Origin of the sequence: Pantoea sp. CTOTU50773 (assembly GCF_032082325.1) — a bacterium.
GTDB classification, from domain to species: Bacteria; Pseudomonadota; Gammaproteobacteria; order Enterobacterales; family Enterobacteriaceae; genus Pantoea; species Pantoea communis.
Genome location: NZ_DAMDQC010000032.1, coordinates 23,560 through 36,069, shown reverse-complemented (window position 1 = coordinate 36,069; position 12,510 = coordinate 23,560). Strand labels below are relative to the sequence as shown.

The following is a 12,510-nucleotide window of genomic DNA, read 5'->3' as shown; positions in this document are numbered from 1 at the left end:
GCTGAAGATATGGAAGCCTGGGCGCAGGAGCACCTTTTCGGCTACCAGAAGCACCTACGCGCCAACCTTGCCCAGCAAGTCCGCAATATCCTCAAAAGCCGCCAGATTGGCGCAACCTGGTATTTTGCGTTTGAGGCTTTTGAAAATGCCGTGCTGACGGGTGATCCACAGATTTTTCTCTCCGCATCCCGCGCACAGGCTGAGGTGTTTCGCTCATACATTGTCAACATCGCCTTTGAGTACTTCGGCATCACACTGACGGGCAACCCTATCCGCCTGAGTAACGGCGCAGAGCTTCGCTTCCTCTCAACAAACAAGAACACGGCGCAGTCCTACAGCGGTCACCTGTACTGCGATGAATATTTCTGGGTACCCAACTTTGACAAGCTGAACGAAGTCGCGTCAGCGATGGCCACGCACGATAAATGGCGCACCACCTACTTTTCTACGCCATCGGCAAAAACGCACCAGGCTTACCCGTTCTGGACAGGTGACACATGGAAAAAAGGCAGTAAGAAGCGCGCCGCCGTTGTTTTCCCATCCTTTGACCAGATGCGTGATGGCGGACGCCTTTGCCCGGATGGCCAGTGGCGATACGTCATCACGATGGAAGACGCCATCGCCAACGGCTTCAACCTCGCCAGCATTGAGAAGCTGCGCAACCGCTACAGCAAAGACACGTTCAACATGCTTTATATGTGCGTGTTTGTGGACAGCAAAGACGCGGTCTTCAGCTACAGCGACCTTGAGAAATGCGGTGTTGACGTCTCTTTCTGGCAGGATCATGACCCGAAAGCCAAACGCCCGTTTGCCGAGCGCCCTGTGTGGGGCGGATATGACCCGGCACGCTCCGGCGACCTGTCCACTTTCGTTATTCTGGCGCCCCCCGTTCTGGCCAATGAAAAGTTTCGCGTCCTGGCCGTCATCAACTGGAAGGGCATGAACTTCCGTCATCAGGCCAGCGAAATCAAAAAGCTGTTTGCCCGGTATAACTTCGCCTTCTTAGGCGTGGACGTCACGGGCATCGGTCAGGGTGTTTACGACAACATTCACCCCTTTGCCATGCGCGTGCTCAAGCCCATCCGCTACGACCTCAGCACGAAGAACCGACTGGTCATGAAAGCCGCTGACGTCATCGAAAGCGGCCGCATCGAGTGGGATCAGGATCAGAAAGAGATAGCCGCGTCATTTATGACCATACGGCGAGCCGTGACGCAGAGCGGCAATGCCGTGACGTTCATTGCCGATCGTACAGCTGAAACAGGCCATGCAGAAGCAGCCTGGGCAATCATGCACGGACTGGAAAATGAGCCGCTCAACTACGAACACAAACCCTCCTCCAAATGGAAGTTTCAGAAGGCAGCATGAAAAAACGATATAAGCAACGCGCCAGCGGCGCACAGCAGAGCAAATCAAACCGCAAAATGTCGGTGCTGCGCTTCGGCAAGCCCGAACCCGTTCTGACTACCGGCACGGATTACCGCGAAGTGTGGTATGACAACGATTTTGACCATTACAGCCTGCCGATTGACCGTCTTGCACTGGCACAGCTGGTTAATCTGAATGGCCAGCACGGCGGCATTATCCACGCCCGTAAAAACATGGTGCTGTCTGATTATCTGAGCGGCGGCCTGAGTCATGATCAGCTGGAAGCGGGCACTATGGATTTCCTGACCTTCGGTGATTTGGCCATCGTCAAAATCCGCAACGGCTGGGGTGACGTTGTGGCACTGGAACCCATGCCCGGCCTGTACATGCGCCGCCGTAAAGATGGTGAGTATGTCGTGCTGCAACAGGGCGAACCGCTGGTTTACGCGGAAGAGGATGTGATTTTCATCAAGATGTATGACCCTCAGCAGCAAATCTATGGCCTGCCTGACTACATTGGCGGGATTCACTCAGCCTTGCTTAACAGTGAGGCGGTCATTTTCCGCCGCCGCTACTACCACAACGGCGCGCACACGGGCGGAATTCTCTACACCACTGACCCGAACATGACCGATGAAGTAGAGGAAGAGATTGAAGCGCAGCTGGCCAACAGTAAAGGGATCGGCAACTTCAGCACGATTCTGGTAAACATACCTGGCGGTGATAAGGAAGCGGTGCAGTTTATCCAGATGGGCGACATTGGCGCGAAGGATGAATTTGCGAACGTCAAAAACATCAGCGCTCAGGACGTTCTCAACGCCCACCGATTTCCGGCAGGTCTGGCGGGGATCATTCCGCAGAATGCTGCAGGTCTGGGCGACCCGGCAAAGACAGAGGCGACTTACAAGAAAAATGAAGTGTTGCCCCTACAACGGAGGCTGATGACTGCGGTGAATGGCGACCCGGATGTACCGGATCACCTTCACCTAAAATTTGACCTAGAATCAACGAACAAGGATGCGGTGTAATGCGAAAACGTATAAAATCCAGGCATACTTTATATGCCGGAGCCGCAAATATGCGCGTATTGAAAATTGAGTGTCCTGAATGCGGTTCTAAAGCGGTAATCCGTAAAACCAACCGAAAGCATAAGCAACTTGCTGACATTTATTGCAGCTGCTCCGATGTTGAGTGTGGTCATACATTCGTTATGAATTTGACTTTTTCTCACACACTCAGCCCTAGCGCCAAAAAGGGGGATTTACTTTTACAGCAAGTCATTTCTTCAATGTCTCCACACCAAAAACAAATTGCCCTGGAACTGCTTCAGCCTAAACCAGCTGCTTAACTCAATGCCCCTCTGTGGGGCGTTTTGCTTCATTAATTTTTGACTTTACTTCGTTCGCAGCACTTGTCGCTAACTCAGCAAGCCAAATCTGAGTCATTTCCCTATCCTCTTCACTGTACAAATCATTAACTAGAGTTCTTGCAAGAATTTCAATACGTTGCACCTGTACTGCCACTTCCAGATAATCCTTCACTGATACCTCCGCACAAAAAGCACTGTATGCGCATACAGTATAATAATCGTAAAAAAATATGAATCTTTTTTTTAGGATTCTCCCGGGATGAAAAGCTAATGAAAACCAGGCGTTAACCTGATGACCAGCCCTCCCAAACCTCGTGCTCATTGGTATCCTCAACGTCAATGAGGCGGCCTGAGCGGTATCTCACCATCCCCAACCCGCGATATGTGATTCCACTCCCTCTTAAAAGTATAGTCACCTCCTCGTCAGAGCCTTCAAACCCCCTGGCAATGAGATCCAGCTTTAACCTACGGCGCTCCGCTTCCGTACAGTTATTGACAGAACTCCAAGGGGCGGCGATGCCGCCAGAAAAAACCGCCTCCGCTGACGCTTCGGCCAGTTTGGCGACCTTTTCCCACTTAACCAATCGGGTAGGCACTTCGGAGCCAAATGCATGAGGGCAATAAACTCCCTGCACGCGCTGAACGTCTTCACCGTACTCATTGCCGCACTCGGTAATTTCATAAGCCAGACGCACAACCAGATCCCGGCGAGCAACCAGCGCACCACCCTGCGCCTGCGTGTAAGCCGCCCAGTCGACAGCCACGCTAGCAGCAGCAAGCACAGCGTCCATTTCAGGATGACCCACAGACTGATCGCCTAAACGGCGTAACTCCCGCCATACAGTGACAGGCGCACCCCCAATCTGCTGAAACTGACGAATGCGCCAGCGCGAAGCCCATGCAGACACCGCCTTTGCCATTTCACGCGCATTACCGCCCGTCTCGCCGTCTTCCTCGCCATCAAGCGCGTAACCGTCGATATTTTTTGAGATGTATTTAGCGATATAGCCTGTAGCACTGCCCTTGGTGGGATCGATTGGCTCCACGTGGAACCGTGCCTTTAATGCCTTCTCAGTATTCAACTCTTCACTGTCTTGAATGCGAGCGTGGTAACACATAATGTCGCGCACCTCGTCAACATGTTCAGGGCGCATAAACAGCAGCATATGCCAGTGCGGGGTGCCATCATGGTGAGGTTCTACGACCCGGAAGCCGAAAACATGGATACCCGCACGGGATAAAGCCGCGCGGATTTTTGCCCAGACTGAGCAAAGATATTTTTGGGTATCGCGTGGGCTGGCTCCGTTCCACTGAGAAACAAAACCGCCCTTGCTGTGAACGGCGTGAAAACGTGAAGGCGCAGTGATTGTGAAAAAATCCCCTGCATAACCCTCATGATTGGCGATATCTTCAAATCCACGCATACGCGCCATCAACTCACAGCGACGAATGGCAGGATTAGCATTACTGCGGTTGACCATGTCAGCCAGCGCCACACGGTCACCGTCTTCGTTAATCAGGTCGAACTTTTTGAAGAACTCACGGTTGCGCTTCTTTTGCTCTACCCACTCGCCCAGCGTTCCGCGCGAAACATATGGGCTTGCCGCTTTTTGAACCTGGCCAACAGCAATTGAAAGATGCTCTCGCTGGAGATCACGGCGGCGCTGTAATCGCACACGCCACCACTCCGGCGACATCATGCGTAAAATGCCACTCTCGGCATGACGGCGTTTTATCTTCCCGGTCTTCTTAACTGACAGCCAGTAAGGTGGCGTGGTACCACATTTCAACGCTTCCTGTGCCAGAAATACATAGCCGTCTGCTGTGCGCTTCTTTAGCTCATCCTCATCAAGCTTTTCATCTGATGCCGTCAGCTCAACCCACGAATGAAACGCCTCACCCAGATGGCTGGCCACGTTATATGCCAAATCACGCACACGATCACGGTCATATCCCGGCAGGTCATCCAGATTGTCTTTAAACGGCGATGGCATCCCGGCAGTGTATCCACGTTGCCATGCTGCATTCACCAGCTTCAGACGTGGCAATACGCTCTTACCTATGGTGTTGCGTAAGAACGTATTGGCACGGCGGCGGCCATTATTTTGAGATTTGAGAAGTGACTCATAACGATGGCCAAAATAGCTGGCCAGAAAATCAGGCATGTCATGCAGATACTGGCTGCGCCAGTCGTGATCAGTGGAATCGCAGTTCCAAAGCTTTAGCTCAGTATGCGTTATGTCGCGCGGCGCACCAGGCGCAAAGAAATCACGCCGCATTGCATTGACGGCGTGATAGTCACCAGTATTATTTACAGCCTCATGAACGCTCACACATACCTCAAGGAACACATGGAAGATAAATATCTGAAAGACTGCGAACGCCCTGCACATGACGCCCGCATTACGGAATGGCTTGCCACTCAGGAAAACGACTCAGGCATGGCCACGTATAAAATTGCCCTGTTTCATGATGGCTATCTCTACCGTTCAATTAACTGCTCTGGCCTTTCCGAGTTTGTTGCTGCATCGGAGTTTCTGAAGTCGCTGACATTGGTAAACTGTCTAGATAGTACCGCCACCTTTCGCGGCTTTGACGCAGTGTTCGCAACTCTTCAGGACTATAAAAAAGCGTTTCCAGCTCGTCAGCCGCCTCTTTAATGCTCGTCTTTTGAGCGCACTTCAATACGCACATCGCAAGCGTGAACGCTTCCTGAGATGGCTTAATTTTCTTCGGATGATGAATTTCGTCACTCATTTTGCATTCCCTTATGGCTGGCAGACTGGATAACTGACTGCAATGATTTCAGGCGCTGAGCTACTGCCCCCAGTCGCCGCACCTACAGAACGCGCGACATTGATTTTGTGAAGCTCAAAAAGACCCGCTCCATATTGCGCATAAGTCAGTTCGCTATCGCTGTTTGAAGCCACTACCGGTATTCCACGCTCAACCAGATTGGCCAACATTGCGGCCAACTGCTTTTGATTTGTTATGTCGAAGTCCACGGAGTGATATTTGGTAAAACTCTTTGCGCTGCCTTCTGGGTTGTACGGCGGATCGCAATAAACCACATCACCTGGCACAACGAGATCAAGCGACTCGGTGAAGTCAGCACAAATGAAAGTTGCTCTCTTCGCCTTCTCAGCAAAAGATCGGATTTCAATTTCTGGGAAGTATGGCGACTTGTATTTGCCATATGGCACATTGAATCCGCCACGCTGGTTGTATCTGGCCAGCCCGTTAAAGCAATGCCGATTCAGGTACAAGAACATTGCTGCACGCGACTGCCAATCGGTGCTGGTATTGAAATCAAAGCGGACACGGTAGTAATCTTCAGCACTGATACACACTTCAAAATAGCGACGGGCATCTCTGATAAACTGCTCAACGTCCATTTTTATGTATTGATAAAGGTGAATCAGGTCGGGATTTACATCCCCTATCAGATACGAGTCATAGTCCGTATTCATCATGACGGCACAAGAACCAGCAAACGGCTCAACAAGACGTTTGCCAGGTGGCAGATGCTTAGACAGTTCATGCATCACACGGACCTTGCTACCAGCCCACTTCAAAGGCGACTTTACTGCCATACCGCACCGCCTTTACCGTCGATGGCCATTGCCTCTTCACGGATCATCTCGACAATCTCAGCCGCAGACATACCGCTGTTTGCGGCATGAGTAGCCAGGCGATCAAGTCGGCCGGACAATTTAGTAGCAACATCCTTTCCGCCATCTACGCGCGCCTGATTGCAAAGCTCTTGCACCAATTCCGCACTGCCGGCCGATTTATTTGGTAAGTCATGACGGGTCATTCGCATGTCAGTTTCTCCATTTCAGGACGCACGAATCCACGGCCACCAAAGTGGAAGCCGCAGGAAACGCACGTTAAGGGTTTAGTGGTGAAGGAAAGAGTTATTCAGAAACGCTGAGCGGAAGCCGACAGTTTGCGACTGTGACTGATTCGGCGCTTGCAACTGGTGAAGCTCATAAGTGTTACTCCACCAGGAGCGAATCAGCGCGACCACTGGCGAGGCGCTTGCAAAGCCAGCAGCAAAGTACAGTGAACGAATCGCACTCAACGCCTCAACTTGCGCCAGTTGGGTTTCTGCCTCACGGTAAGCACGGCACCAGAATGCGGCACATGCGGCCATCAACTGAATTGAATCGTGCATCTGGATGGTGTCGTTAAAAACGAATGAGCGAAACGAGATCGTCTTACCGTCATCAACGCACTTACTAACGAAGAAATCAGCGTATTCATTGCTGACGCCCCAGTCACGGAAGTCGGATAACAGCTCTTTTTTATCTACAGCAATAACTTGCATAAACACCTCAATTGGCCCGACTGGCCGTAGTTTCACGCAGCTTGTCCCGCGCCTTAATTAAATCGTCCACCGGGGTTCCCGGTACGGTTGGAACACAACGCGCAGCGCTAAGCGCTGATGGAGATGGCTTTTTCTCCTGCTGAAACGCAAGCGGCCCCAGCCCTTTGAACATATCCACCATGCACTTGAGGCGTTGTAAGCCGCGCTTCAGTTGATGCAACTCATGATTGGAAAACTGATTCCATGAGTAGCGGCAGTGGCGCGACTTCAATCCGGCTGCATGAAGAATGACCCCACGCTGATGCTCACTAAGGCGCTCCCAGATTTGGTGCGCCTGGGTGCTATGACCTGAAACCATCTGACGCAAAACACCGACCCAATGCTGATCATTTGCTTTCACGAAACGCCTCCTTATTTTTTGGAGTGTTTGCAGGGTTCCAGCGGCGGCCATCCTGCAGCGAGATCGAACCGTGGCCAAAAGATGGCAGCTGCTGCGGTGGAGACTGGCGTTTGAGGAAATTCACGAATACGAACATATTCACCTCACGCGACGATGCCGGGCATGGCAGAGCTGACGACATCGACAGCAGCGGCCAGCGCGGGCATGGTTTGGAAACGACTTTCAACGGAATAGACGAGCAGTGACAGGCTGCGAATTGCATCGCTGGCCTTGTCTAAAATCTGATTGCGGCGCGCAACGGTCATCTTCTCCGTTGAAACCGCTTCCCCTGCGATTACCCCAACGCTAGACATTGCAGTCAAAGCACATACCTGCATGTTTTCAGGCGTGGCGTTGTTAAACGGTACAGATGGCTGGCAGTTCAACTGACGCAGAAAACCGTCCAGGATAGTCGGGTCTTCAGTGTGATCAGTAATAGCCAGCAGTTCCGGCAACGTCAGTTGATGCGGTTGGTCTGGATTCAACTTGTTGCGCAAAGTGGCGGGTTGCATGCCAACCGCTTTGGCAACGTCGGTGATGTTGTGCGCCAGTACGAAGGCACGGCATGCATCATCAAGGCAATTACGTACAGAAAGCTTGTAATCGTACATGTTTCGCACCGTTCAAATTGATAGGGTTTGACCAGAAAGTTCGCTACTGAGATCAAACTGGTTCGCGACCAACAATTATCTGAAAACGATTGTGACCTAGAGCTTGACGGGTCTGACGTTCAATAAACTTGAGGTAATGGATTGAAGTACGTCCATTTTTATGTGATTTCTTGTCTTGAGAAAGAATTCCTTTTTCGCACCAAGAGCGCACAGTCCTTACCTTAACGCCTTGAAGTTCGCTGAACTCTTTAGGAGTTACCTTGGCTTTAGGGATATAAATTGAAATAGACGCTGCCATAAGGCATATTCTCCTGTTGAGTTATCACGAGTTAACATGTCGTAACACCCAGTTCGCAGCTGGGATACGCAGAAGATAGGATCGCACCTGGGAAATGTCAACTAAAAGTTTCGCACATGGGATAGAGTTAACGCCTACTGAAGGCGGACGCGCAGCCATTGAACGCATAATGGAGGCTTATGGCTATGGCACTCGTCAGCAACTGGCTGACCATATGGGAGTATCAAAAGGCGGGATTGGTAACCGTTGGATGCGAGACACATTTCCATTCGACTGGGTAATAGTTTGTGCAGCTGAAACTAAGGCATCTCTTCCCTGGCTGATGACTGGTAATGGTCCTATGTTTGATGCTAAAGAATCAGATGTTGTAAGCATTTCTAATATCAAAGTTATAGATGGAGTTATACATCAAGCTAGCTATAACATGTTTGACTTATCCTTTTTGAAAAAGGATTTAAAGAACCCTATACAGCTTATTGATGGTGAAAGCCGCTATATATTAGAAACTTCATTCAATGATATTACCGATGGCTTATGGCTAGTAGAAATTGATGGCACATGCAGCTTAAAGAAAATATCTAAGATTCCTAACAAGAAACTGAAGGTTACCGACGATCAAGTTTCCTTTGAATGCGGCCTTGATGATATAAAACCTATTGGCCGCGTGGCTATGACCATAAATAATATTTAAGGCATTAACGTGACAATTCGTAAACTGGAATCTGGTAAATGGCTATGTGAGTGTTATCCAGCTGGGCGAACCGGAAAAAGAGTTCGCCGCCAGTTTGCAACCAAAGGCGAGGCGGTTGCTTTCGAAAAACACACAATGGAAGAGGCTGAAAGTAAGCCCTGGCTTGGAGAAAAGGAAGACACCCGCAAACTTAGCGAACTTATTGAGTTATGGCATTCTGTGCATGGTGTTACTCTCTCAGAATCCAATGTGATTAAGGACAGGCTAGGAATAGTTTGTGATTCATTAGGCGATCCGATTGCTTCGACTATCACTAGTGAAGACATTGCGGAGCACCGCAGAAAACGACTAAATGGCGAAGTATTCCGTAAACTAAGCAATCGTTATTTGCCTCCTCTATCAGCGCGCTCAGTAAATATTGAATGCACTCGCTTGCATGGTATGTTCAGCAAACTTAAAAAATTAAAGTACATCAAATACCCTAACCCTCTGGAAGATATACAGCCTTTCAAAATAAAACAGAGTGAACTAAGCTTCCTTCGCACAGATGAAATAGAACGATTAATCGCTGCATGCAAAGCTTATGGTGACCATGACCTTTTAATGATCGTTAGCATTTGCCTAAGCACCGGATGCAGATGGAACGAAGCGGCACTATTAAGAAGCTCACAAGTCATCCCCAACAAAATTACTTTCACGAATACTAAAAGCGGAAAAAATAGAACCGTTCCAATTTCAAAATCGCTTTATGATAGTTTACCGAAAAAACAAGGATTGCTATTTAGCCGAGTGTATAAACGATTCAAGGTTGTGCTTAACATGGCCGGACTCAATTTACCTAAAAATCAGAACACCCATGTTCTGCGTCATACCTTTGCCAGTCATTTTATGATGAACGGCGGCAATATACTCGTGCTTAAAGAAATCCTTGGCCATTCAGAGATCACAATGACTATGGCCTATGCTCATTTTGCTCCAAACCACCTAGAGGATGCAGTCGCTAAGAACCCTTTGGCAGCATCAAACATCGACTTAACAGATGGCGACAAAGTGGCGGCAGAATGTGTCAACTCAGTGTAATGCAACGACACTAATTAGCATCTAAATCACTGATTTAAATGAAAATGCATTATAAATCAAAGTGCTATAGAGTTATGATAAATAACACGATTTATCCGAGGTGTGTAATGCACATCGCGCAAAGCTAATAAGGAAATGTGATGACAGAACAACTCGCGCGCCAACTGACCCAACGTTTTTACCGTTATCTGGCGGTTTCCAGCCAGAGCGATGCCAAATCCACCACGCTGCCCAGCACCCCTTCACAACATGCGATGGCGGAGCTGCTGGCGCAGGAACTGCGTGAGCTTGGGCTGCAGGATATCGTCATCGATCAGCATGCCACGGTGACCGCAGTAAAACCGGGCAATCGGCCTGATGCACCGCGCATTGGCTTTATTACCCATATCGACACGGTTGACGTGGGTTTATCACCGGATATCCACCCGCAAACCCTGACGTTTAACGGCGATGATTTGTGTCTGAACGCGCAGCAGGATATCTGGCTGCGCGTGGCGGAACATCCGGAGATCGCTCCCTATCACGGCCAGAAGATTATTTTTAGCGATGGAACCAGCGTGCTCGGCGCCGATAATAAAGCGGCGGTGACGGTGGTCATGACGCTGATGGAAAACCTCAAAGGCGATCATGGCGACATCGTGGTGGCATTTGTGCCGGATGAAGAGATTGGATTGCGCGGCGCCAAAGCGCTGGATTTGGAGACACGCTTTAACGTTGATTTTGCCTGGACTATCGACTGCTGTGAGCTGGGCGAAGTGGTGTATGAGAACTTCAATGCGGCGGCGGCGGAACTGGTGTTTACCGGCGTGCCGGCGCATCCGATGTCCGGTAAAGGCGTGCTGGTGAATCCGCTCCTGATGGCGCACGACTTTATTTCACGTTTCGATCGCCTGGCCACGCCAGAACATACCGAAGGACGCGAAGGCTATATCTGGTTTAACGATATCAATGCCAACGCCAGCCGTGCGGTGTTGAAAGCATCGATTCGCGACTTTGATTTACAGGGATTCGATGAAAAAAAACAGCAGTTGGTGGAAGTCGCGGATGAGATCGCCGCGCTTTATCCTACCGGGCATGTTTCACTCACCATTAACGATACCTACAGCAACATCAGCAATGCGATTGGGGAAGACCGTCGTGCGATTGACTTGATATTTGCGGCGCTCGAACAGGTGGGTGTGGAACCGAAAGTGATCCCTATGCGAGGTGGCACGGATGGTGCGGCCTTATCGGCCAAAGGATTACTGACACCGAACTTCTTTACCGGCGCGCACAATTTCCACTCACGCTTTGAGTTTTTACCGATGCCGTCGTTTGTGAAGTCTTATCAGGTGGCGGAAGCGCTGTGTTATCTGGCGGCGAAATAAGCAAGAACTTTACCGGCAGATCTTAATGCTGTCAGAGGCACAGTGAGGGTCCGGCGACCGTTGGGAGGCAATGCCACCCACTTCGACGTAAACGAAAAAGGCTGCCATAGATGAACAATGGCAGCCTTAATTTAATCCGGTTTTAACGGCGCAGCGCGCCAGAGTGGCGCTTGCTGTTATTTCGCTGCGGTCACATCAATGCCAGGGAAGAATTTCGCCGCCAGCTTGGTGATGGTGCCGTCAGCCTGCACTTTCGTGATAGCCGCATCCAGTTCACCTTTCAGCTTGGCATCACCCTTACGCAGGCCGAAACCGATACCGGAACCGAGGATGGTGTCATCTTCAACCGGCTTGCCAACAAAGGCGAAACCTTTGCCCTGTGGCTTATCGAGGAAACCAGACTGACCCGCAGCTGACATCACCAGCGTGCCGTCAAGGCGGCCCGCCACCATGTCGTTATAAACCTGGTTCTGGTCCTGATAAGAGGTCACGGTCACGCCCTGCGGCTCCCAGTGCTTCTTAGCGTAAGTTTCCTGGATTGAACCCTGCAGTACGCCGATGTTTTTGCCTTTCAGCGACTCGGCGGTTGGCAGGACTTTCTCGCCCTCTTTCACGATCAGCATGGTCGGAATACGGTAGATGGGCTTGGTGAAATCGATGCTTTTGGCACGCGCTTCAGTGATGTTCATCGCCGAGTTGATCGCATCAAACTTTTTCGCCTGCAGTGCCGGGATCAGCGCATCAAAGCTGCTTTCCACCCACTTACAGTCGAATTTGCCAACTTCGCAAATCGCTTTACCCAGTTCGATATCAAAACCTTCCAGCTCGCCCTGTGCGTTGCGGCTTTCAAACGGCGGATATTGGGATTCCAGACCGTAGCGTAAGGTTTCCTGTGCCAGTGCGTGTGCAGAAGTCAGCATACCCAGCGCCACAAACAGTGCGTTTAACTTTTTCATT

Annotated in this window: 17 protein-coding genes; 7 read left to right on the top strand and 10 right to left on the bottom strand. The window is 50.4% G+C overall.

The window, feature by feature from the left end; translation table 11 throughout:
• The 3 genes from RT340_RS07630 to RT340_RS07620 form a co-directional block, all read left to right on the top strand.
• A partial coding sequence (locus tag RT340_RS07630; RefSeq protein WP_313375151.1) for a terminase large subunit domain-containing protein occupies positions 1 to 1,368 on the top strand: 1,368 nt, incomplete at its 5' end.
• Complete coding sequence (locus RT340_RS07625) at positions 1,365 to 2,396, top strand: phage portal protein (protein WP_313375149.1); 1,032 nt, start codon at positions 1,365 to 1,367, stop codon at positions 2,394 to 2,396. The genes RT340_RS07630 and RT340_RS07625, both read left to right, overlap by 4 nt.
• A 50-nt stretch (positions 2,397 to 2,446) precedes the next feature.
• Positions 2,447 to 2,716 (top strand): ogr/Delta-like zinc finger family protein, encoded by a 270-nt coding sequence (locus RT340_RS07620; protein WP_313375156.1) that lies wholly within the window; start codon positions 2,447 to 2,449, stop codon positions 2,714 to 2,716.
• Position 2,717: 1 nt separating this feature from the next.
• Here RT340_RS07620 and RT340_RS07615 read toward each other — a convergent pair whose 3' ends face one another.
• Positions 2,718 to 2,909 carry a hypothetical protein gene (locus RT340_RS07615; protein WP_313375147.1) on the bottom strand — a complete coding sequence of 64 codons (192 nt, stop codon included), beginning with the start codon at positions 2,907 to 2,909 and terminating at the stop codon, positions 2,718 to 2,720.
• 112 nt (positions 2,910 to 3,021) lie between these two features.
• Entirely contained in the window at positions 3,022 to 5,016 is a 1,995-nt protein-coding gene (locus RT340_RS07610) for a replication endonuclease (RefSeq protein WP_313375154.1), read from the bottom strand.
• Between the two features lie 72 nt (positions 5,017 to 5,088).
• Here RT340_RS07610 and RT340_RS07605 point away from each other — a divergent pair, with 72 nt between their 5' ends.
• Entirely contained in the window at positions 5,089 to 5,397 is a 309-nt protein-coding gene (locus tag RT340_RS07605; RefSeq protein ID WP_313375145.1) for a hypothetical protein, read from the top strand.
• A gap of 108 nt (positions 5,398 to 5,505) precedes the next feature.
• Here the strand turns inward: RT340_RS07605 and RT340_RS07600 are convergent, their stop codons facing one another.
• The 7 genes from RT340_RS07600 to RT340_RS07570 all read right to left on the bottom strand — a co-directional run bounded on the left by RT340_RS07600 (position 5,506) and on the right by RT340_RS07570 (position 8,415).
• Complete coding sequence (locus RT340_RS07600) at positions 5,506 to 6,330, bottom strand: Dam family site-specific DNA-(adenine-N6)-methyltransferase (protein ID WP_313375143.1); 825 nt, start codon at positions 6,328 to 6,330, stop codon at positions 5,506 to 5,508.
• Positions 6,321 to 6,560 carry a DUF2732 family protein gene (locus tag RT340_RS07595; RefSeq protein ID WP_313375141.1) on the bottom strand — a complete coding sequence of 80 codons (240 nt, stop codon included), beginning with the start codon at positions 6,558 to 6,560 and terminating at the stop codon, positions 6,321 to 6,323. Before RT340_RS07595 ends, RT340_RS07600 begins: the two co-directional genes overlap by 10 nt.
• Positions 6,561 to 6,635: 75 nt before the next feature.
• Positions 6,636 to 7,067 carry a hypothetical protein gene (locus RT340_RS07590; RefSeq protein ID WP_313375138.1) on the bottom strand — a complete coding sequence of 144 codons (432 nt, stop codon included), beginning with the start codon at positions 7,065 to 7,067 and terminating at the stop codon, positions 6,636 to 6,638.
• A gap of 7 nt (positions 7,068 to 7,074) precedes the next feature.
• Positions 7,075 to 7,467, bottom strand: coding sequence for a hypothetical protein (locus RT340_RS07585; protein ID WP_313375136.1), 393 nt, complete (start codon positions 7,465 to 7,467; stop codon positions 7,075 to 7,077).
• Complete coding sequence (locus RT340_RS07580) at positions 7,454 to 7,603, bottom strand: phage filamentation protein Fil family protein (RefSeq protein WP_313375134.1); 150 nt, start codon at positions 7,601 to 7,603, stop codon at positions 7,454 to 7,456. Before RT340_RS07580 ends, RT340_RS07585 begins: the two co-directional genes overlap by 14 nt.
• Before the next feature lie 7 nt (positions 7,604 to 7,610).
• Entirely contained in the window at positions 7,611 to 8,117 is a 507-nt protein-coding gene (locus RT340_RS07575) for a phage regulatory CII family protein (RefSeq protein WP_313375130.1), read from the bottom strand.
• A 52-nt stretch (positions 8,118 to 8,169) separates the two neighbouring features.
• A complete protein-coding gene (locus RT340_RS07570) occupies positions 8,170 to 8,415 on the bottom strand; it encodes a Rha family transcriptional regulator (protein ID WP_313375128.1) in 246 nt (81 codons plus the stop codon).
• A 94-nt stretch (positions 8,416 to 8,509) separates the two neighbouring features.
• Here RT340_RS07570 and RT340_RS07565 point away from each other — a divergent pair, with 94 nt between their 5' ends.
• The 3 genes from RT340_RS07565 (at position 8,510) to pepT (ending at position 11,553) form a co-directional block, all read left to right on the top strand.
• Positions 8,510 to 9,106 carry a phage repressor protein CI gene (locus tag RT340_RS07565; RefSeq protein WP_313375126.1) on the top strand — a complete coding sequence of 199 codons (597 nt, stop codon included), beginning with the start codon at positions 8,510 to 8,512 and terminating at the stop codon, positions 9,104 to 9,106.
• 9 nt (positions 9,107 to 9,115) lie between these two features.
• Entirely contained in the window at positions 9,116 to 10,186 is a 1,071-nt protein-coding gene (locus tag RT340_RS07560) for a tyrosine-type recombinase/integrase (protein ID WP_313375124.1), read from the top strand.
• A gap of 140 nt (positions 10,187 to 10,326) precedes the next feature.
• Positions 10,327 to 11,553: a peptidase T gene (gene pepT, locus RT340_RS07555; RefSeq protein ID WP_211727952.1), complete on the top strand. Its 1,227-nt coding sequence runs from the start codon at positions 10,327 to 10,329 to the stop codon at positions 11,551 to 11,553.
• A 176-nt stretch (positions 11,554 to 11,729) separates the two neighbouring features.
• On the opposite strand, the gene RT340_RS07550 is transcribed toward pepT, so the two are convergent.
• A complete protein-coding gene (locus RT340_RS07550; protein WP_058962084.1) occupies positions 11,730 to 12,509 on the bottom strand; it encodes a transporter substrate-binding domain-containing protein in 780 nt (259 codons plus the stop codon).
• Position 12,510 lies beyond the last annotated feature (1 nt).